Here is a 20,277-nt window from a genome sequence, read left to right as displayed (position 1 = left end):
CTTTGTTTAAAATTTTGTTTAAGTTATTACAATTCTCCCAATTTTGGTCTCAACCTAAAAAATTCAATATAACTATCTGGATTTTCAACAACTCCCCTTTCGGAAATTAGCTTAATATCGATGTTTCTGTTAAAAGCCTTTACAGTAAATTCCTCAAGAATTTCAATAATATCATTATCGAGATATCTGGTCTTGGAAACGTCTAATTCAAGATAGGAATTGCTGGGAAGCGAATCAAGTTCTTTGAGAATTGCTCCTTTATTAAAGAAAGTGACCTCTTCGGCTAAAGTCATTTTTATTTTGTGCTTACCATTGCTTTTATCTTCAATATGCAGGAAATGGGAGTTTTGATAACTTTTAAGTAGAATGACGGCTATTCCAACACCTAAACCCATACCAATACCAATAAGCAAGTCGGTAAAAATGATTCCTAGGACCGTAACTACAAAAGGGACAAATTGTTTCCAGCCCAGCTGATACATTTTTTTAAAGAGCGCGGGTTTTGCCAATTTATAGCCCACAATAAATAAAATGGCTGCCAGAACTGAGAGAGGTATCATATTCAATAGTCTAGGGATGAGAATTACGGAGATCAATAGAAGGAAACCATGAATTATTGCAGACATTTTTGATCTTCCCCCAGATTGTATATTGGCAGAACTCCTCACTATTACCTGGGTAATAGGTAAACCTCCAATAAGCCCTGAAATTATATTCCCGGTCCCTTGAGCCAAAAGCTCTTTGTTGGTAGGAGTTACTCTTTTTCGAGGGTCTAGCTTGTCTGTAGCTTCAACACATAAAAGGGTTTCAAGGCTTGCAACCAAAGCAATGGTAAACGCCGTAATCCATATTTCCGGACGAACTATTACCTGAAAATTAGGAAAACTAAACTGACCCAAAAATGATTCAACCGTATCCGGGATGGGTACGCTAACCAGATGATCCGAAGAGATGTTCCATATGGCATTATCTTTTGACAAATAATAAAATAGTATCCCTACGGCTACAGCAACCAAAGGCCCTTGAATTAGTTGAAAAATTTTAGCTTTCTTGGTAAGAAAACTATCCCATAGAACCAATATTCCAAGGGCAAGAAAAGCTACCATTGTAGCTCCCGGGCTTATAAAATTCACAATATTAAATATCTCCGAAAAGGTATTTTCTCCATCTATTTGAAAAAACGCAAAATCACCTTCGGGGTCTGCATCGTATCCAAAAAAGTGAGGAATTTGTTTTAGAATTATAATGATTCCAATACCAGTAAGCATTCCTTTAATAACAGAAGATGGAAAATAATAGCCGATAATACCGGCCTTAAGGATACCGAATATGATTTGAATGGCACCGCCTAATACGACAGCCACTAAAAAGTTTTCATATCCTCCTAATGCACCAATTGCGGTCAAAACTATGGCCGCTAGTCCGGCTGCAGGTCCGCTCACACCTATCTGGGATCCACTAAGAGCTCCAACGATAATGCCTCCTACAATACCTGCTATTAATCCTGAAAATAAGGGTGCGCCGCTGGCTAGTGCAATTCCTAAACACAATGGAAGTGCAACAAAGAAAACCACAATACTGGCGGGGATGTCGTTTTTCAAATATCTTAACATAACTAAAAATATATAGCCTTTAATAGAGTATTAAAGGTTGGTTAGAAATTAATTTGTAAATAGATTTATGCTTGTTTGATTAAAAATTCCGGTGGGGGTAATGGAATTTCAATTGCATGAGAAGAAAAATTTATCTGCAATGTGTGTGAAAAAAGTATTCTTTCATTTTGCAATAAGTGGATTTGTGCCAGCCAATTTTCGAGTAGTATTTTTTCTTCGCTGTCGTCTTTCTTTACCTGTTCTTGTTGTTCCTCTTCATTTAAATTTAAAGAAATAAAAATATTATCCTCGTTATTCACCAATGATATCACAGAGGGTGCAAATACCGCGAAAAGCCAAATGGAAATAAGTAAAGCTAAAACGGCAGGTTTTATCATTTGAAATTGGTTAGAAGACAAATATACTTGGAACTACATCATATATTTGTTAAAAAAAATTAAAAATCTTTCAACAATTTAATTTGATTTGAAGGTACCCAACCTGTTTTCCCATCTTTCAGTTCTATTTTTTTCCAATCATCTAATTGATCCAGAACATATACTTTGGTTCCTTCATGTAAAATAAATGCTTGTGAACTTCTATTATTAGGTTCAGATTTAACTATTAGCTCTTCGGAAAAAACAATGGCCGGTATGTCTGCTTCAAAATCCTGGAATTGAATTAATGCAATTACTATGCAGAAAACCGCAATAAAGAAGGAAGTAATACTGGCGATAAAAGCTATTCGCTTATGGGTAGAGTATCTTAAGTAATAAAATAAAATATAGGCCAGGACAAATAGGAATACAAAAAAAACGGCCGCATAGGACCATTGATCGAAAGAGAGGAATCCGGTGATGTTTTTGTATAACTTTGATAGACTTGTCTCCGGAAGTGGCTCAAAAGCATCTAAGGTCATGTTTTGAGCATATGCGAGATTATTCTTTATTTCCTTATCATTGGGTTTGAGCAACAAAGCCTTTTCATAATAGTAAATGCTGGGTGCTATCTGGTTTAATTTGTAGTAACAGTTGCCTATATTATAGTAAACAGCTGCCGAATGCTCACCGTTCTCTATGATTTTAAAATAGTTCTCAGATGCTTTTTCATATTCACCTTCATTGTAATAGGTTGTTGCTCTGTTAAAAAGAGCTTCATTTTGTGCATTAGCTGTAAATGAAAGCAACATCAATAATAAGATGATTAATTTCTTCATGGCTAAAGCTTTTTGTCTATTGATGAAATTGTTTCACTGGCTTTATTGTAATCCTGCTGCATTTGTACATCAGAAAAAGGGCTATAGCGAGCCATTTCACAATTCTTGAGCAGATCTACAAAAGCGTGAATAGTTGTCTCGTCTATTTGTTTTTTAGATAATAGGGAAGCTATTTTGTCCTTGCTGAACTCCGAGGTTTCTATTTTTAATTTGGCTTTCAGATAATTGTGTAAAGCTTTTTCAAGTGCAATATAAAATGCAACCTTGTTACCTAATGCCTTTTTGGCCTCAGAGAGATATTTCCTTGCAAGTTTGTTAGCTTTCTTAATTTTATTGCCAGCTACATCGCTGGCAATAGCTTCCCGCCTTTTACCAAAAAGCACGGCAATTGGGATAAGCAAAAAGGGTGAAAACAACCAAAAATAAAACCTTGTAGAACCAAAAAAATAATTTTTGCCAATAACAGTTAAGTTTGGCTTAAGTTTAATAAAATTGAATTGATCATTTGAGCCAATAACAGCCTGCTTGTTTGTTGAGGTGGGGGCACTTGCCACTGCCCCTGATCCTAATGGCCCTTCCAGTACATTGATCATAATTTCATCTGAAGTTACTGATTTGTAGCTCTCTAATTCCGGATCAAAATAACTGAATGTAATACCAGGGATAGGATATTTACCTCTGAATGAAGGTACTATCGTATAATTATTGCTCACCTTACCCTTCATACCTGATAGAGTGGTTCTCACCTCTTCATTAAATTCGGGTTCATAAACTTCCAAAGCTCCGGGAAGCGAAGGTTCGGGTAATTGAAACAGTTTTAAATTACCATTCCCTTTTACCGTAATTGTGGCTTGTAAGGACTCTGAGGCATTTAATGTTGTTTTGCTGGTTGAAACAGAAAACTCAAAACTGCCAACTGCACCCCCAAAATCTGCCGGTCTTCCTTCAGATGGTAAGGGTTTTACATTTATCACGCGCTTTCCAGCGGAGACCGTTTTATTTGTTTGAGTATATATTCTGCCACCAAAAAAATCACGCTTGTTGGAAGGCACTTCCAATGTTACATCTAAAGAAAGCGGCTCAATGGTCAATTGACCACTCTTTTGGGGATAGAGCACTACTCTTTTAAGAACTACGAAACGATAAGACTTGCCCTCATAAGTGCCATTTTGAACATCGTATCTTGTAAAAGGCATATCCTGGCTCCAGAAGTTATTGTATTTAGGATTGTCCAACGGCCGAAAATTTGAAACATTAATTGAAGGACTTACGTATAATTTGTAAACAACACTTATAGCCTCATTGAGATAGGGTGAAGTTTTAGATACTTCTGCAACTAAATGTAAATTATCATCAGCAATATCATCTACAGACATCTGATCATTTGGTTTATCAACCGCCGACGTAACCTCTACATTTTTTGCTAAGGATTTGTATACCTTTCCATCTATGGTAATTGTTGCCTGCTTAATAGTAAAATTACCCTGGGCAGTAGGTGCAAGGGTATAAGAATATGTTTTGGAATAGCTTCTGACACCATTTATCCATGAAGAACTAATAGATTGAGAAGGCCCCATGAGTACTCTAAAGCCTTGAAAATCTGGAGGGGTAAAATTGTCTCCATCTTTGTTCATGGCAAAATCTACCCGCAAACGCTCGTTTATTCCCAATTTGCTTTTACTGAGCTTTACTTCAAAAGTAACAGCTTCTTTATCTTGTGCCATTACATGGTTATTGGCCAGTAATAGAAAAGATATACAAATGATATAATATTTAAGTTTATTAAATATCACCAGTCTTTCTCATTTTTTGTTTTGACACCTTTAACTTTCTGGGCATCCATTTTTTCCTTAACTTTTTTCTCTTCATTTTGCATTGCCTCAAGTAAATTTTTTATTTGTTGTTGAGATAATTGGTTTGGTCTGGGTTGTTTCTGCTGTTGCTGATCTCCCTGCTCGGGCTGCTTTTTTTCTTCTTTTTTTTCATCCCCATCCCCTTTTTTATTTTCTTCTTTTTCCTCCTCACCATTATCTCCTTCATTGCTCTCTTGGTCGTTTTCTTCGTTTTTGGGATCGCCTTTGTTCTCATCTTTGTTATCTCCCTGGTCTTGTTGATCCTGGTTTTTGTCTTTTTGCTCCTCCTGATCCTGATTGTCCTTATTCTCGTTTTTATCCTGATTCTCCTTATCTTTTTTTAGGAGTTCTTTAGCCAGTGCCAGATTATACCGGGTTTCTTCATCAGAGGGATCATTACGCAACGCTTCCTTATAAGCTTCAACTGCTTTGGCGTATTCTTTGTTTTTCATAAATACATTACCCATATTATGAAACGCCTTATGCTTAACAGGTTTTTCGGATGTCAATTCTCCCGCCTCCTTGAATCGCCCAAAAGCCTCAGAAAAACTCTCTTTGTTATAATAGGCATTTCCTAAATTATATGGGGCTGCCGTGTTCTCATTACTTTTAGAAATGGCTCTTCTGTAGTTCACTTCTGCATCAATAAAATCGTTGTCAGCTAATTCTTTATTTGCTTCAAAGGTTATATCTGTTGAGGCTTTAAGTGCTTTTTCCTTGTCTTTCAAATCGTCTTGCGGAAAAACGACAGTGCTTATTATAAAAGTAAATAAAACGATCTTTTTCATTTTAGTGAATTTCCTTCTCGTTAAACAAATTCATTTTTTTCAGCCATTGGGTTTTTCGGTCTAGTAGGAAAACTTCCAAAAATAGAAACAAAAGACCAATTCCCAGGAACCATTGAAATTGGTCTTTATATTCGGCAAATTGTTTGGCTTCAAATTCTTTTTTGTCCATTTGATTTAATTGCTCCTTAATAAAGTCGACAGCATCTTCTGTATTTGATCCGTTTACGTATTCCCCATTACCCTCGTCTGCAATTTCCTCTAATATATCCTCATTTAGTTTAGTGATAACCACTTCACCCTGTGAATCTTTTTTTAAACTTTCTACGATACCATTTCTTTTAATGGGAATTGGACTTCCTTTTGTTTTTCCAACACCAATTGTAAAAATCCTTATTCCTTCCTCAACAGCTAATTCAACGGCATCTATGGTTGAGCCCTCGGAATGATCCTCGCCATCTGAAACAATAAACAAAACCCTGTTCGTTTGCTCCTCATCATCAAAATAAGTAGAGGCCAACTCTATAGCTTCATTGATGGCAGTCCCTTGTGATGAGAGCATATCCGTATTCATGCTTTGGAGGAACATTTTGGCCGCACCGTAATCTGTGGTTATTGGTAACTGGGGAAAAGCCTGACCAGCGTATGCTATAATACCTATTCGATCACTTGCCAATTGATTAATAATTTCAGAAACCAGGCGTTTGGCTTTCTCTAGTCTGTTTGGAGCAATATCCTCAGCTAACATACTTTTTGAGACATCAATAGCAAATACAATATCAACACCTTCTCGTTTTACTGTTTCTAATTTTGTTCCAATTTTTGGGTTAACCAGACCCAAAACCAAAAATGAAAGCCCTAAAATCAGGAAAATTAATTTTAATACGGATTTAAAATTAGACTTGTTGGGGGATAGTCTTTTTAACAGATCGGGAGTTGCAAATTTCTTCTGCGTTCTTTTTTTCCAGATATGAAGCAATATATATATTACGACCATTACCGGAATAATGGATAAAAGATAGAAATATATTTTCTCGTCTAACTGAATCATATTTTAGATAAAACTCCTGAAGAGGGTATTTCTCAGCAACCATTCAACAATTAGCAATGCCCCTGCCAATAGAATCCATGGTCTGAATTTCTCCTCATATTTATAATACTTAAATTCTTCTACTTCTGTTTTCTCCAATTTATTTATTTCATCATAAATTGCCTCTAATTTTTCATTATCTGTTGCTCTAAAGTATTGCCCACCGGTTGCGTCGGCAATAGCTTTAAGTAATTCTTCGTCTATTTCAACCTGTCTCATCCCATACCTGTAGGAACCGTCTTCATTGTAAGCAACTGGTGAGAGCGCATTTCCATTTGTGCCCAAGCCGATAGTATATGTCTTGATGTCAAATTCCACAGCAAGATCAGCGGCCGTTTGGGGCTCAATAAATCCTGAATTGTTAACTCCATCAGTAAGCAAAATAATTACCTTACTTATAGATTTACTTTCTTTCAACCTATTGACGGAAGTTGCTAATCCCATACCTATGGCTGTTCCATCGTTCAACTGACCATATGTAATTTCTTTAAGCGCATTTAATACAATAGATTTGTCACTTGTTATTGGTGTTTTAGTATAACTTTCACCTGCATAAACCACTAAACCAATTCTATCATTAGGTCTTTGTCTAATAAAATCTGCTGCCACTTCTTTAAGCGCCGATAGTCGGTTTGGTTTTAAATCCCTTGCCAACATACTTGAAGAAACATCTATGGCCATTACAATATCAATGCCTTTTGTGGTTTTTGTTCGAGTGGAAATATCCTCAGTTTGAGGACGAGCCATTGCTACTATAATTGCTGTCAATGCTAACAAACGGAACACAAATAATAAAGGTTTTAATTTTGGCAAAAGGTCATTCGAAGTAAACCCATCAACGCTTGAAATTTTAAGAGTTGCAGTCTCCTCTTTGCGCTTGAATATATGCCATATCAAAACCAGAGGGAGCAATAAAAGCAACCAAAAAAGCTGAGGATTTGCAAATTCAATATTGTCTAACATTTATGCCTCTGTTTTTACTTCTAATGAACCTAATATCCTGTTTATAATTTCTTCGGCGTAAGTATCTTTATCTAACCATGATAAGATTAACTGCTGTTGAAAACCATTTCCGCCAAAAAGAATTATAGTGTATTGCCCGCTAACTAAATCTTTTGAGTCGGGGACTACAAATTTTCCACGGCCAAAAACTTTAATTCCTTTTACACCGGATACTGTAACGAATTCTTCTTGTTTAGTAATTATATTTTTTGCACCCTGGTCTTCAAAATTTTTCAATATTTGTTCAACAACCTGATTGAAATCAGGTTCTTCAGGTTTATTTAATGTGGTCGAAGTAGTGCCAATAGTGAGTAAACCTTTTTCACTCCTGAACATAAAAGCCTGCAGCTCTTTGATATTTGCCTTTGCATCCGGGGGGAGCTTAACGTCTTGTCGTACTAATACTTCTGGAGTTTCAACAATAATTGGCGGATATCCGTACGAACTGGAAACCCATTCTCCTTCTAAAAGTGTTTTTGTAGGATGTCCCGTAATGGTATCCCAAACATAAGAAGGACCCAAATAGGTTATAAGTCCCCCAAGGGAGACTAGCAATACAATTGCCGCAGCAGACACAATTGATATTATTTTCTTTTTCCGTTTTTTCTGAGCAACAATTTCCTGATACTCTTCCTGTTCTAATAAATCTTCTTCGGTAGGTTCAGGCAGGGCTTCTTTTGTTTTAACGAGGATCTCTTCAATTGCTTTTCTATCCTGCTCGGCCACCGCTGTAGGAGGTTTGGACCTTGCAAATTTTACAAGATCTGCTGTTTGTAGTATTTTTTCAAATTGTTTGATTGTATTGTCCTGAAGTTTTAATTCACCAGCATCCTGCAGTAATTCTAATTTTTGAATCAATTCACCTGTGGTACTTTCCAGAGCTGAAATATGCACCTCTTCTTCAAGATAGGATCGTACTATTGCGGTTAATTCTGAATAATACACTTTGTACTTATCCTGAATTAAATATTTAGAATTTTCTAATCGTTTCAATTCCAAAAGCGCCCTGTCATAAGGAGGGAGCAATGCTACCTTTTCCTCTTCTGTCAATGGTTTTTTTCGAAGTATGAACCAATAAATAAGGCCACCCGCAATTCCCGCAATAAGTAAAACAATCAGGAGGATTTTCCAAAATTCACTATTGCTTTTTTGTACGCTTATTAAAGGTTTTATATCATACATTTTTTGGTTGACCGTATCAACCGGTATCGTGGCAACATCAACTTTTAGGGAGTCAGTAAAAAATCCGGCCCCGTTAATTTCAATGCGCTGAGCTGGCAGCACGTATGATCCGGAATCAAATTGTGTTAGCGCGTATATTTTCTGGAGAGTTATCCTATCTTTTTTTCGGGTTGTATCTGTTTTAAAAGCTTCAACAGTTTCCAAGGGTGAAAAGGTTTGCCCTTCAGGGAAGAATACCTGGGCAGTTGTATCTACTTCAACAGTAACCGTAAAATGAATTTGTTCACCAATTTTAATGTTCGTCGTGTCTACTTTTGAGCTTATTACGGGTTGCGACTGAGCAAAAATAGGACTCCCAAAAAATAAAAGATATAACAGGAACACCGGTCCAGACCAGGAACTGATAATACCTCTTAAATTCATTGAAATCATATCCATTTATCCTCTTCGCTTAAAATAACCCAATAACTTTTTAACATAACTCTCATCTACTCGACAATCCAAAACACCACATCCCGATTTATTGAAAGTATCTTTAAAATAGTCTACCCGATTTCTGTAGTATTCCCCGTAAGCATTCCGAACGTTTTTAGATTGTGTATTTACAAGTTTTACTGAACCGGTTTCCGAATCCAGCATTTGTACTACTCCTAAATTTGGAATATATTCTTCTTTTTCGTCATAAATACGAATACCAGTAACATCGTGTTTTTTGCCTGTAATTCTGAGCGTTTGTTTATAATCTGCAGCCATAAAATCTGAAAGCACAAATACAATTGCTTTTTTCTTCATGACGTTAGTTAAATATTTAAGAGCTTCCGCGATATTCGTCTTATTGCTTTTCGGTGAAAATTCCAGTAATTCTCTTATTATTCTCAAGACATGGCTTTTACCTTTTTTTGGAGGTATAAAAAGTTCAATTTCATCAGTAAAAAGGAGTAGACCAATTTTGTCATTGTTTTGGAGAGCGGAAAATGCAAGTGTGGCCGATATTTCTGTAATTATATCTTTTTTAAAACTATTCGTTGTACCAAAAAGTTCAGAGCCACTGACATCTACCATAAGCATCATGGTTAGCTCCCTTTCCTCCTCAAAAACTTTTACATAAGGTTCGTTATATCTGGCTGTGACATTCCAATCAATGCTTCTTACGTCATCGCCAAACTGATATTGGCGGACCTCGCTAAAAGTCATTCCACGACCTTTAAAAGTAGAATGGTATTCCCCTCCAAATATGTGATCTGAAAGACGACGGGTCTTAATTTCAATCTTACGAACTTTTTTTAATAACTCCTTGGTATCCATTCGGGTTCAAGCTTTTTAGTTTATAAGCAAATGCCCATTACGGCATTGAACTACATAGGTTGAACTATTATGGCACTTCAATTTCGTTAACAATCCGGTTGATTATTTCTTCTGAAGTAATATTTTCGGCCTCTGCTTCATAGGTAATTCCAATTCGATGCCTAAGTACATCATGCACAACTGCACGCACATCTTCGGGTACCACATACCCACGTCTTTTTATGAAAGCATAACATTTAGCGGCATTTGCCAGATTAATACTCCCACGTGGTGATGCTCCAAAACTTATGAGTGGCTTAAGATCTGCCAAATCATATTTTTCCGGATATCTTGTGGCAAATACTATATCGAGGATATATTTTTCAATTTTTTCATCCATGTAGACTTCCCGAACCGCCTGTTGAGCGCTGAGAATTTGTTTAAGTGATATAACAGGTTTAACTTCCTGAAGTATACCCTGAAGATTTTGTCTTATAATAAGCTGTTCTTCATTCATCTTTGGATAATCAATAACCGTTTTTAACATAAAACGATCCACCTGAGCCTCAGGGAGCGGATATGTTCCTTCCTGTTCCACCGGGTTTTGAGTAGCCATAACGAGGAACGGTTTATCAAGTATAAAAGTTTCATCACCTATGGTAACTTGTTTTTCCTGCATGGCTTCCAACAGTGCTGACTGCACTTTGGCAGGAGCACGGTTAATTTCATCAGCTAATACAAAATTGGCGAATATTGGACCTCTCTTAATGGAGAAGTCATTTTCTTTCATATTGTATATCATTGTTCCCACGACATCTGCTGGCAGAAGATCAGGAGTAAACTGAATTCTGCTAAAACTACCTTTAACCGCCTTTGACAGAGTGGTTATAGCAAGTGTCTTTGCAAGTCCGGGGACTCCTTCCAGCAAAATATGACCCTGTCCCAAAAGTCCGATCAACAATCGTTCTATCATATGCTTTTGACCTACAATAGCTTTATTCATTTCCAGAATAAGCAGGTCTATAAAAGCACTTTCCTGTGCAATCTTCTCATTAACAGCACTAATATCTATAGTAGTATTTTCCTCCATTAATATTTTTATTTTTTGGTTTTTAACCTGTTGGTCTTACAGTAGGGCGCAAATTGAAAATTTATTTATATAAGTGCTGTTAATGATTGGTTAAAAATTGTCTAGAACCCTAAGTTTTATGAAGTATTTAAGGGATTTATTTTATATTTTCACATACTTATGAAAAACAGGATATCTTATTCAAAAATTATTGCTGGAACCATGACATGGGGAAGTTGGGGAAAGAATCTTACAAAAAAGGAAATGACTGACCTTTTTGGCTACTGTTTCGAAAATGGAATAACAACTTTCGACCATGCAGATATTTACGGAGGTTATGAAAATGAAGAAGCGTTTGGAAACGCTTTTATTCAAAGTTCAATCCCCAGGGAGCAGATACAACTTATTACTAAATGTGGAATACAATATGTGTGTAAGGCCAGAGATAATAATGTAAAACATTATGATTATTCAAAAGATTACATTGTTTGGTCTGCAGAGCGTTCTCTGTCCAAACTTAAAACTGACTATTTAGACCTTTTTTTACTGCACAGACCCAGTCCGTTAATGCAACCCGATGAAATTGCAGAGGCCATTCTTTATTTGCAGAAAGAAGGTAAAGTACGAGAGTTTGGAGTGTCTAATTTTTCACCTTCACAGATTAATCTATTGGAGGCGGCATTACCAGTAACCGCTAATCAGGTTGAATTTTCCTTAACATCCGAAAAGTTAATGTATGACGGTACTTTTGATGATTGTATTATTCATAATCGGACTGCCATGGCGTGGAGTCCCTTGGGTAGCTATTTTAGGGAGGATAACAAAAGAAGGAAACGAATAAAAAAGGTGTTAAAACGCCTTAAAAAGAAATATAAAGCAGATAGTAGTCAAATTCTTCTGGCATGGATCTTAAAACACCCTTGCCATGTTCACCCAGTTGTTGGCACCACCAACAAAGAACGATTAATGGCTTCTGTAAGAGCTACTGAAATTGATCTGGAGTTGGAAGATTGGTTTTTATTATTAGTTGCATCTCAGGGACATAAGGTTCCCTAATTAGTAATCATTCCAAATAAATTTAATGAAAAAAACAGCATTTATTACAGGCGCAACCAGTGGCATAGGAAAGGCTACGGCGCTACTTTTCGCATCAAAAGATATCCGATTGGTAATTTGTGGGCGAAGAAAAGAACTTTTAATAAAATTACAGAAGCAATTGGAACCACTTACTGATGTCTATATCTTGAATTTTGATGTCAGGGACAAAAATGCTGTTTCAAATGCCATTAACTCATTGCCCGAGAAATTTTCTCATATAGATATTTTGATAAATAATGCGGGTAACGCTCATGGAATGGATCCTATAGAAAAAGGCAGCCTTGAAGATTGGGATGCGATGTTGGATATTAATGTTAAAGGACTTTTATATGTATCCAGGGCAATTTTGCCACAAATGGTGGAGCGCCGTTCCGGACATATAATAAATATAGGTTCAACCGCCGGCAAAGAGGTTTATCCCAAAGGGAATGTTTATTGTGCCAGCAAACATGCGGTTGATGCAATTAATCAGGGAATGCGAATAGATTTGAACACTTATGGAATACGCGTGGGCGCTGTTAACCCGGGCTTGGTAGAGACAGAGTTTAGCAATGTCAGATTTAAAGGGGATGTTGAACGAGCCGATAGTGTTTACGAGGGGTTTCAACCTTTAAAGCCTGAAGATATAGCAGATATAATTTACTTTGTAATATCACGACCTCCCCATGTAAATATTGCAGATCTTGTAGTAATGCCCACTGCACAGGCAAGTAGTACTATAGTGAAGAAAACAATATGATTAATAAGCGCCTACTGGTAAAAAACCTTTTGGCTCATAATGACGAGAATAGTTTTTATGATAAAAAAAGGTTTATCAATATAGGTAAGCGAGAAGGTAAAGCTAAATTCCTAAAGCATGTTTGCGCATTGGCAAATAGCAATCCAAATAATAATTCATTTATTGTTGTTGGAGTTGAGGATGAAGACAATAAAATTGTTGGGGTAGATTTCTTTGATGACAGTAAAATTCAAAACCTGGTAAATGCCTATCTTGACAACCCTCCTTTGATCTCTTATGAAAATATTCCGTTTCCGCACTTGCCTGAAGGCAAGGTTGTGGGGTTGGTTACGATAAGCTCTACTGGCAAAGTTTGCGCATTGCGGCGCAATATATGGAAGTATTACGGAGGCGCAGTTTTTTTCAGAGATGGGAGTATAAGCATGCCAAAGGCTTTTGATATTGTATTAAAAGATATCAACTCAGAAACCGTTGCTACAATAGAACAGCATGCCCGAAATAATATTGAACTTACCCTTGATGGCGTAATAGATTTTATAAATCATAGACATAGGGATCTGATTAGCAGCTATAAAGTTTTTAAAGAACAATTTGTACTCTGCTGGGCGGGGAATCAAAAAAAAGTAAAAAATGAAGTTTTTTATTCAAGAGTTGATATAGAACTTATTAATGAACAGGTTAAACTTTTCTTTTCTGCACTGGATGAAATCTCAATAAGCTATAATGATGAATCTTTTACTATCATGGAGTATGTGAAGTTGGGCTTGGGGAATCAACAAAAATACTATCCCTTGGAAAAAGTGGATATATATTTCACAGATAACGGAACCTATCAAATTCAAAGTGATTTAATTTTTGAACCACCACAATATGACAAAAAGACCTTGTATCATATTTTTAATTCAAACAGGGCTCTACTTCAAAAAATTGAAAAGGGTGTATTACTTAAACGTTCAGAAGAATTAGATTTAAAACTATTACCGGCAACGTATCTTATTTGCTATTTTAATGGTTTTGAAGAGGCAAAAGATTTAATGGAAACTGCTCGTCCACTATTAAAGAAATACGATGTAAACATTTATGAATCCTTAAAGGAGTCTTTTCGAATTTTAAGAAAAGTAAAATATAGCTAAGACTTACTGAGCCATAGAATTTGAAAGGGATTTATTTCTAATAAGCCACTTTTTAAAGTGATACTTTCACCTAATACCAAGTCCTTCAATTTACCCTTTGTCGCATAACCCTTGGAGGTAACAAGGGCGGCATCAATCACGTGAATACTTTCATCAAAATTGCAAATTACAAGCACATCTTTATCAGAATTACTTGTTCTTTCAAACATAAAAATATGTGGGTTTGAGGTTTGATGTAGCACTAAATTATTCTTGTCAGCAAATACCGGAGTATTTTTTCTAATCCTAATTAGTTTTTTAAGGGAGTGGAATATTTGTGTCTGAGGGGTATCAATTTTATCTAATTCAGACACAATTTTCCAATCCTGTTTGGGTCTGTTAGCCCATCTGCTATCTTCTTTTAAAGCTTTATTTTTAAGATAAGAATAATCGTTTAATGTCCCTATTTCATCACCGGCATAGATCATTGGAATTCCTCCATAGGATAATATAATGGCATGTAGCATTAGAATTTTATTTACTGCCAATTTTATCAATTCCTGATTGTTCTGCGCTAATCCTTTTTCCAATCCCAGCAAAGAGGCGGCACTACCGGTAATCCTCCCATCACCATTTTTTGGATTATACATAAAAATTTCTCCCATAGCGGGTGACCAATCCAGTTTTTGACAATAGTAATCCAATAAAAACTTTCTATGCGAAGACGCGTCCCAGCCCACTTCATATATATAGCGGTCATCAAAACTAAGTCCAATGTCGTCGTGACATCTGATATAATTTATCCAGGTCCCCTCTATGGGTTTCATTGGCAAATTCATCAGGTTTTTGTACAAAAGATGAGTTTTTTTTGTAGCTACTGAATTCCATAGTAGTGCCATCAAGGTGGCGTTGTAAGCAATTTCACATTCATTACCTTTTTTAATGCCTTCACCAAAATACTTGATAATTTCCTGAGGAGAAACTATTGCTTCAGCCAATAGAACAACCCCCGGTGCAACGACTTGTAAACACATGCGAAAGAGGGTAATTAGACTATGTGCTTCTGGAAGATTTTGAGAATTTGTACCCAATTTTTTCCACAGGAACGCCAGGGCGTCAAAGCGAATAACATCTACCCCTAAGTTGGCCAATTCTACCAGATTAGTAAGCATATCCATAAATACCTTTGGGTTTGTATAATTGAGATCCCATTGATAGTCATTAAATACAGTCATAACCCACCTGTTCATCTTCGTATTAAAAGTAAAGTTTCCCGGGGAGGTTTGAGGAAACACTTCCGGCAAGGAATGTTCAAATTCATCGGGCAAATTCCTGTCTGGGTAGGTATAATAATAGTCCTGGTATTTTTTATCTCCGGCCATTGCTTTTTTTGCCCAGGGAAACTCATCTGAAGTATGGTTTACCACAAAATCCATCATCAGATGCATATTTTTGGAACGCAATTTTTTGGTTAGATTCAACAAGTCTGTTTTAGAACCATACTTTTTGTCTACCTGGGTATAACTATTGACGGCATATCCTCCATCATTTTCTCCTTTGGGCCTTGTAGTGACAGGCATGATATGTAAAAGATTGACACCTAATTTTTCAAAATATGGAATTTTAGTTTCAAGACCTTTCAGATCCTTATTGAAGTGATCGACATACAATTGCATCCCAACCATTTTTTCTGACTGATACCAATTAGCATTTTTAAGTCTTTTCAAGTCCTGAATCTGGAGGTTTACAGGTCTTTTCTTAAAAAGTTCTGGTAAAAGTTCCAGTAAAGGAAATGAATTTGGTAAGATTGGCTCAGGGTATAGCGATAAGAATAGGTTTTGTATAATAGAAAGGTTAGTGGATAACCTTAAATCAAATAATTCTTTTAGATTTGCTTTCTCCGGGTTATCGAGCTCATTTGAAGCCAACAACCTGTGTAATGAGGTTTGGTTCATTCTAATTGTCAAGTTGAATTTGGGTTGGCAATGACTTTATTGCTCCGTAATTCATTGTTGTTATTGCCCCGGCTTTATTTGCTTTAGCGATCATTTTGAAAAGTAAATCCGTATTGCTTATAGCGCTCTCTATTTTATCCAGTGTAGAAATTTGTTTTAACAAACAGCCAATAAAGGCATCTCCGGCACCTGTGGTATCAACAGGCTTTACCATGACACTGGGGATTGTTTGTGAATGCCCTTGAGCACTTACAAATGTGCCTTCAGAACCAAGAGTAATGGTAATGATGGGGGAGCCGGCTTCATGAAAAAATTCACATGCTTCCAACATATTTTCCTTTCCTGAAAGTAATTTTGCTTCTTCCAAACTAAACTTACATAGTGTAGATTTTTGAATAAATGGCATACATTTTTTTATAAAGATATCCGTTTTGTTTTTCCATAGGTCTGCTCTGTAATTAGGATCAAAACTGATAAAGGCCTCTTGAGTTATGGCATCAAATAAATATCGTCCATAAGCTTCTTCTAAACTTCCCCCCAAAAGTGCCGTAGCAGCTCCAAAATGGACAATATTTTTATTAAATTTTTTCTTAATTGCCGGACTGTATTTAAGTTCCTTATCGGCACCCCTGCTAAAGACAAAATCACGTTCTCCGTCTTCATCAATAGAGACAAAGGCAAGGGTGGTAAAAATTTCTGAACGTTGAGCTAAAGAAATGTCCACGCCTTCATTTTCCAACACCTTTAATAAAAATGTACCAAACGGATCTTTACCAACACAACCAATAAAAGCACTTTTTCCTCCCAGTTTGGCTATAGCACACGCTACATTAGCCGGAGCACCACCTGCTTTTTTTGTGAATTCTTTGGCTAAAGATAAATTACTACCTTGTTTTTCGGCAACAAAGTCTATGAGCAATTCACCTATACAAAACACTTCTTTCATGGATCTATACTTAAAGCAATTCCCAAAGTAATGAGAAATAAGGTGTTACTCCAAAAAAAGTTCTACTATTTGTAAATACCGGTTAAATAAAGTTGCTATAGTACCAATAAACGAATACAATTTTTATATAAATGGATAAACCGACCATATTCAAGGTATAGGAACCTCTACCTTTTGGGAAGTATTCTTTCTTGTCTTTTTTTGTTGACATAATTGGAATTATTACGAATTTTGCAGAATGAGAACTTTGGTAATCGGAGATATACATTCAGGACTCAAAGCTTTGCAACAAGTTTTGGAAAGGGCCAGGGTTAGTGAGGATGATCAACTTATTTTTTTAGGAGATTATGTTGACGGATGGAGTCAGGCTGTTGAAACCGTTAATTTTTTGATTGAACTAAGAGTAACGCATCAATGTATTTTTTTAAGGGGCAACCATGATGAGCTTTGTTATGAATGGTTGAGAACGGGAGAGGATAAACCTATGTGGTTGCAACACGGGGGTATGGCGAGCAAGACTTCCTATCAGGTACTGGAGGATGGTTCGCAGAGAGTTCATATGGATTTTTATGATAATCTGGATAATTACTACCTGGATGATAAAAACCGTCTGTTTGTACATGCAGGATTTACCAACTTAAAAGGCGTAAAATTTGAATATTTTCCCAAAATATTTTACTGGGACAGAACTTTATGGGAGCTGGCATTATCTCTGGATCCGGAACTAGCCCAAACGGATTTATTTTATCCGGAACGACTTGCCAATTACCAGGAAATTTTCATTGGTCATACACCTGTAACCAGAATTGGAAAAACCATACCTCAAAGGGCAGCAAATGTCTGGAATATGGATACAGGAGCTGCTTTTAAAGGACCTTTGTCAATTATGGATGTAAATTCAAAACAAGTTTGGCAAAGTGATCCGGTCCATCTTTTTTACCCTGATGAAAGCGGAAGAAATTAATATTTGAATTATAACTGCAATAATTTCATGATTTTATTGTCGTAACTTTGAAAGAAAATAATATATGTCCACTAAAAATATAAGGCTGGAGGTGATGCAGGCAATCGAACCTAAGGTTGCCGGGTTTATGGATTCTTTTTTGATTCCTATTGATGAGATATGGCAACCGTCAGATTTTCTTCCCGATTCACGTAGTGAAAATTTTTTTGATGAGGTTGAACAGATCCGAGAGGAATCTAAAGAGTTGGGATATGATTTTTGGGTAACCATGGTTGCCGATACAATTACGGAAGAAGCCTTACCAACGTATGAATCCTGGTTAATGGATGTTGAGGGAATTAATCAACACACTGAAGAACCCAGTGGATGGTCCAAATGGGTGAGAGCATGGACAGCAGAAGAAAACAGGCATGGTGATGTACTTAACAAATTTCTTTACCTCTCAGGAAGAGTAAATATGAGAGAAGTTGAGATCTCAACTCAGTACTTGCTTAATGATGGGTTTGACATAGGGACAGACAGAGACCCATATAAGAATTTTGTATATACTTCGTTTCAGGAATTAGCTACCAATATTTCTCATAAAAGGGTAGGTCAGATGGCCAAGAAAAAAGGAAATATACTTCTAAGTAAAATGTGCAGCATAATTGCGGGCGATGAAATGCGTCATCATTTGGCCTATAGAGAATTCGTAAAGACCATATTTGGACAAGATCCCAATGGCATGATGCTTGCATATGCAGATATGATGAAGAGAAAAATTGTAATGCCGGCTCATTTTTTAAGGGAATCTGGAGAGGGAATCGGACTTGCGTTTGAAAATTTTTCCAACTGCGCACAAAGGTTGGGGGTTTATACTTCGCAGGATTATATAGACATCTTTAATAAATTGAACCAGTATTGGGATCTGGAGACACTTAGAAGCCTTTCAGATGAGGCCCAAAAAGCCAGGGATTACCTTTTGGGAATGCCAGATCGTTTAGAGCGAATCGCCGAAAGAATGAAATTAAGTGAGGATCAATTCCGATTTAAATGGGTTGAGGCCAACGGAATGCTATAATAAAAGAGACCGGATTTAATCCGGTCTCTTTTATTATAATTTACCACGTTTATGTTCTACCTGCCATTTGTATAATTCTTTCCATTTACCTTCATAACACATTCTTGCTTGCATTGGCCAGGATGCCGGATCGTGAACTTTGTAACGATCACCTCCTGAATCCAATACTTCCTGACACTTGGAAACAGAAGTTTTAGACAAGTCCTTCCAGGTCTTAATATCATAATTGTGAAAAAGGCCTTCAATTTTGGGACCTATTCCTTCCACCACCTTCAGATCATCTGGTTTTATATTTTTACCAAAAGCCGCCTTAGCGGCACTTTTATTAAACGCAATTTCAGAAGAAATCACTGCTGAACTTTCAGCAGTCATTTTTTTATTACAGGCAGCAAGATCTGCTTCTAATTTTGCATTTAAATCTTTGAGTGAATTTAGTTCTGAAGAATGGTCAATGCCTGTATTACTGCCTTTACCCAATAAATATCCAAAAATAGCACAAAGAACCCCTACAAGAAGAGGGATGAGCCAACACCAAATGTTTATACTTTCAAAATTCATAAGTTGATATTAATTAATTAGTTCTTATACAATAAGTTTTCCGTGTTATTATCATTGGCTTTTCAAAATCTATTGCCTTTTATAGCGACAAAAGAATAGACACTTTTTAAGGCGGCAAGGTCATCTTATAATCCACATTCACTACAGTACATTATAAAAAAATAAATCCCTGCTAATATGGTAATTATAATCCCAAGCAGGTTCGTAGTCTTTTTTGTCATAAGTAATTGACTATTTGTTGTTCTGTATACAATGTATTAAAAAAATCTTAAATTTTGTTAAAATTGAAAGGCTTTATACTTTGAGTTACCTGGTTAACCCTCTAATAATGATTAAGATGCTCCTAATGGACAGAAATAAATACAAGACATACCTTAATAACTACCAATTACACATTTTTTTGATCCATTTATAACTTTCTTTAACTGAAATAAACCACCATTTAGGACATTTGTTAAAAATTAAGCTGCACTGCTATTTATCCCGACAATGATCCGGTATTGAAATAGGGTCTACTGCTTCTTAATACTTTGAGTTAGTTAAAGAATCCCGTTGTTATTTCGTCCATAAATAACAGCGGTTTTTTTTAAATTATTGAAAACATACAACTCCATCTTCCAATTGTATAATTTTTACTGCAAGCGAAACATGATTTTGATGGCCCCTTACTAAGAATTTGTTTTTTAAAGATAAATTAACATATCCGAGGGAAATGAGAAACTTAAAAAAACAAATTAAGGAAGGTTTCACTTTCTGCTGCATGATACGATTA

At 36.2% G+C, this 20,277-nt stretch carries 18 protein-coding genes; 5 read left to right on the top strand and 13 right to left on the bottom strand.

Annotation, left to right across the window (positions count from 1 at the left end; genetic code table 11):
- Window positions 1-26 precede the first annotated feature (26 nt).
- The 10 genes from Q0874_RS02140 to Q0874_RS02095 all read right to left on the bottom strand — a co-directional run bounded on the left by Q0874_RS02140 (window position 27) and on the right by Q0874_RS02095 (window position 11,094).
- A complete protein-coding gene (locus Q0874_RS02140) occupies window positions 27-1,613 on the bottom strand; it encodes a SulP family inorganic anion transporter (protein WP_299158792.1) in 1,587 nt (528 codons plus the stop codon).
- A gap of 65 nt (window positions 1,614-1,678) precedes the next feature.
- Window positions 1,679-1,990 (bottom strand): hypothetical protein, encoded by a 312-nt coding sequence (locus Q0874_RS02135; protein WP_299158790.1) that lies wholly within the window; start codon window positions 1,988-1,990, stop codon window positions 1,679-1,681.
- 59 nt (window positions 1,991-2,049) lie between these two features.
- Window positions 2,050-2,808 carry a tetratricopeptide repeat protein gene (locus tag Q0874_RS02130; RefSeq protein ID WP_299158788.1) on the bottom strand — a complete coding sequence of 253 codons (759 nt, stop codon included), beginning with the start codon at window positions 2,806-2,808 and terminating at the stop codon, window positions 2,050-2,052.
- Between the two features lie 2 nt (window positions 2,809-2,810).
- Window positions 2,811-4,532, bottom strand: coding sequence for a BatD family protein (locus tag Q0874_RS02125; RefSeq protein WP_299158785.1), 1,722 nt, complete (start codon window positions 4,530-4,532; stop codon window positions 2,811-2,813).
- A 65-nt stretch (window positions 4,533-4,597) separates the two neighbouring features.
- The gene (locus Q0874_RS02120) at window positions 4,598-5,449 is read right to left on the bottom strand and encodes a tetratricopeptide repeat protein (RefSeq protein ID WP_299158783.1); all 852 of its coding nucleotides are present in this window, start codon (window positions 5,447-5,449) and stop codon (window positions 4,598-4,600) included.
- Between the two features lies 1 nt (window position 5,450).
- Window positions 5,451-6,497, bottom strand: coding sequence for a VWA domain-containing protein (locus tag Q0874_RS02115; RefSeq protein WP_299158780.1), 1,047 nt, complete (start codon window positions 6,495-6,497; stop codon window positions 5,451-5,453).
- Between the two features lie 3 nt (window positions 6,498-6,500).
- Window positions 6,501-7,499 carry a VWA domain-containing protein gene (locus Q0874_RS02110; RefSeq protein WP_299158777.1) on the bottom strand — a complete coding sequence of 333 codons (999 nt, stop codon included), beginning with the start codon at window positions 7,497-7,499 and terminating at the stop codon, window positions 6,501-6,503.
- Window positions 7,500-9,143: a BatD family protein gene (locus Q0874_RS02105; RefSeq protein WP_367275384.1), complete on the bottom strand. Its 1,644-nt coding sequence runs from the start codon at window positions 9,141-9,143 to the stop codon at window positions 7,500-7,502.
- Between the two features lie 15 nt (window positions 9,144-9,158).
- Window positions 9,159-10,025: a DUF58 domain-containing protein gene (locus Q0874_RS02100; protein WP_299158774.1), complete on the bottom strand. Its 867-nt coding sequence runs from the start codon at window positions 10,023-10,025 to the stop codon at window positions 9,159-9,161.
- 67 nt (window positions 10,026-10,092) lie between these two features.
- Window positions 10,093-11,094, bottom strand: coding sequence for a MoxR family ATPase (locus Q0874_RS02095; RefSeq protein WP_299158772.1), 1,002 nt, complete (start codon window positions 11,092-11,094; stop codon window positions 10,093-10,095).
- 159 nt (window positions 11,095-11,253) lie between these two features.
- On the opposite strand from Q0874_RS02095, the gene Q0874_RS02090 reads away from it, so the two are divergent.
- From Q0874_RS02090 to Q0874_RS02080, 3 genes are read left to right on the top strand one after another with little or no spacing between them, the layout of a single operon-like run.
- The gene (locus Q0874_RS02090) at window positions 11,254-12,129 is read left to right on the top strand and encodes an aldo/keto reductase (protein WP_299158770.1); all 876 of its coding nucleotides are present in this window, start codon (window positions 11,254-11,256) and stop codon (window positions 12,127-12,129) included.
- Window positions 12,130-12,154: 25 nt separating this feature from the next.
- Window positions 12,155-12,910 carry an SDR family NAD(P)-dependent oxidoreductase gene (locus tag Q0874_RS02085; RefSeq protein ID WP_299158768.1) on the top strand — a complete coding sequence of 252 codons (756 nt, stop codon included), beginning with the start codon at window positions 12,155-12,157 and terminating at the stop codon, window positions 12,908-12,910.
- Window positions 12,907-14,043, top strand: coding sequence for an ATP-binding protein (locus Q0874_RS02080; protein ID WP_299158765.1), 1,137 nt, complete (start codon window positions 12,907-12,909; stop codon window positions 14,041-14,043). Before Q0874_RS02085 ends, Q0874_RS02080 begins: the two co-directional genes overlap by 4 nt.
- Here Q0874_RS02080 and Q0874_RS02075 read toward each other — a convergent pair.
- Together Q0874_RS02075 and Q0874_RS02070 are read right to left on the bottom strand one after the other, a co-directional pair.
- On the bottom strand, window positions 14,040-15,977 hold the full coding sequence (locus Q0874_RS02075; protein WP_299158762.1) for an alpha-amylase family protein: 1,938 nt from the start codon (window positions 15,975-15,977) through the stop codon (window positions 14,040-14,042). The genes Q0874_RS02080 and Q0874_RS02075 overlap by 4 nt on opposite strands.
- Before the next feature lies 1 nt (window position 15,978).
- Complete coding sequence (locus tag Q0874_RS02070; RefSeq protein WP_299158759.1) at window positions 15,979-16,923, bottom strand: carbohydrate kinase; 945 nt, start codon at window positions 16,921-16,923, stop codon at window positions 15,979-15,981.
- Window positions 16,924-17,161: 238 nt separating this feature from the next.
- On the opposite strand from Q0874_RS02070, the gene Q0874_RS02065 reads away from it, so the two are divergent.
- Window positions 17,162-17,887 (top strand): metallophosphoesterase family protein, encoded by a 726-nt coding sequence (locus Q0874_RS02065; protein ID WP_299158755.1) that lies wholly within the window; start codon window positions 17,162-17,164, stop codon window positions 17,885-17,887.
- A gap of 64 nt (window positions 17,888-17,951) precedes the next feature.
- Complete coding sequence (locus Q0874_RS02060) at window positions 17,952-18,947, top strand: acyl-ACP desaturase (protein WP_299158752.1); 996 nt, start codon at window positions 17,952-17,954, stop codon at window positions 18,945-18,947.
- Window positions 18,948-18,980: 33 nt separating this feature from the next.
- Here Q0874_RS02060 and Q0874_RS02055 read toward each other — a convergent pair whose 3' ends face one another.
- Window positions 18,981-19,505 carry a hypothetical protein gene (locus tag Q0874_RS02055; RefSeq protein ID WP_299158749.1) on the bottom strand — a complete coding sequence of 175 codons (525 nt, stop codon included), beginning with the start codon at window positions 19,503-19,505 and terminating at the stop codon, window positions 18,981-18,983.
- Between the last annotated feature and the right edge of the window lie 772 nt (window positions 19,506-20,277).

This window comes from uncultured Eudoraea sp., from assembly GCF_947490415.1.
GTDB lineage: Bacteria > Bacteroidota > Bacteroidia > Flavobacteriales > Flavobacteriaceae > Eudoraea.
Note: the sequence above shows the minus strand (reverse complement) of the source record. Positions and strands in the feature narration are given on the sequence as shown.

Coding starts and splice junctions, on each gene's coding strand:
- Q0874_RS02075 (WP_299158762.1), bottom strand. CDS start 15,977: ATGAACCAAACCTCATTACACAGGTTGTTGGCTTCAAATGAGCTCGAT.
- Q0874_RS02140 (WP_299158792.1), bottom strand. CDS start 1,613: ATGTTAAGATATTTGAAAAACGACATCCCCGCCAGTATTGTGGTTTTC.
- Q0874_RS02085 (WP_299158768.1), top strand. CDS start 12,155: ATGAAAAAAACAGCATTTATTACAGGCGCAACCAGTGGCATAGGAAAG.
- Q0874_RS02095 (WP_299158772.1), bottom strand. CDS start 11,094: ATGGAGGAAAATACTACTATAGATATTAGTGCTGTTAATGAGAAGATT.
- Q0874_RS02130 (WP_299158788.1), bottom strand. CDS start 2,808: ATGAAGAAATTAATCATCTTATTATTGATGTTGCTTTCATTTACAGCT.
- Q0874_RS02120 (WP_299158783.1), bottom strand. CDS start 5,449: ATGAAAAAGATCGTTTTATTTACTTTTATAATAAGCACTGTCGTTTTT.
- Q0874_RS02080 (WP_299158765.1), top strand. CDS start 12,907: ATGATTAATAAGCGCCTACTGGTAAAAAACCTTTTGGCTCATAATGAC.
- Q0874_RS02055 (WP_299158749.1), bottom strand. CDS start 19,505: ATGAATTTTGAAAGTATAAACATTTGGTGTTGGCTCATCCCTCTTCTT.
- Q0874_RS02105 (WP_367275384.1), bottom strand. CDS start 9,143: ATGAATTTAAGAGGTATTATCAGTTCCTGGTCTGGACCGGTGTTCCTG.
- Q0874_RS02115 (WP_299158780.1), bottom strand. CDS start 6,497: ATGATTCAGTTAGACGAGAAAATATATTTCTATCTTTTATCCATTATT.
- Q0874_RS02065 (WP_299158755.1), top strand. CDS start 17,162: ATGAGAACTTTGGTAATCGGAGATATACATTCAGGACTCAAAGCTTTG.
- Q0874_RS02100 (WP_299158774.1), bottom strand. CDS start 10,025: ATGGATACCAAGGAGTTATTAAAAAAAGTTCGTAAGATTGAAATTAAG.
- Q0874_RS02090 (WP_299158770.1), top strand. CDS start 11,254: ATGAAAAACAGGATATCTTATTCAAAAATTATTGCTGGAACCATGACA.
- Q0874_RS02125 (WP_299158785.1), bottom strand. CDS start 4,532: ATGGCACAAGATAAAGAAGCTGTTACTTTTGAAGTAAAGCTCAGTAAA.
- Q0874_RS02135 (WP_299158790.1), bottom strand. CDS start 1,990: ATGATAAAACCTGCCGTTTTAGCTTTACTTATTTCCATTTGGCTTTTC.
- Q0874_RS02070 (WP_299158759.1), bottom strand. CDS start 16,923: ATGAAAGAAGTGTTTTGTATAGGTGAATTGCTCATAGACTTTGTTGCC.
- Q0874_RS02060 (WP_299158752.1), top strand. CDS start 17,952: ATGTCCACTAAAAATATAAGGCTGGAGGTGATGCAGGCAATCGAACCT.
- Q0874_RS02110 (WP_299158777.1), bottom strand. CDS start 7,499: ATGTTAGACAATATTGAATTTGCAAATCCTCAGCTTTTTTGGTTGCTT.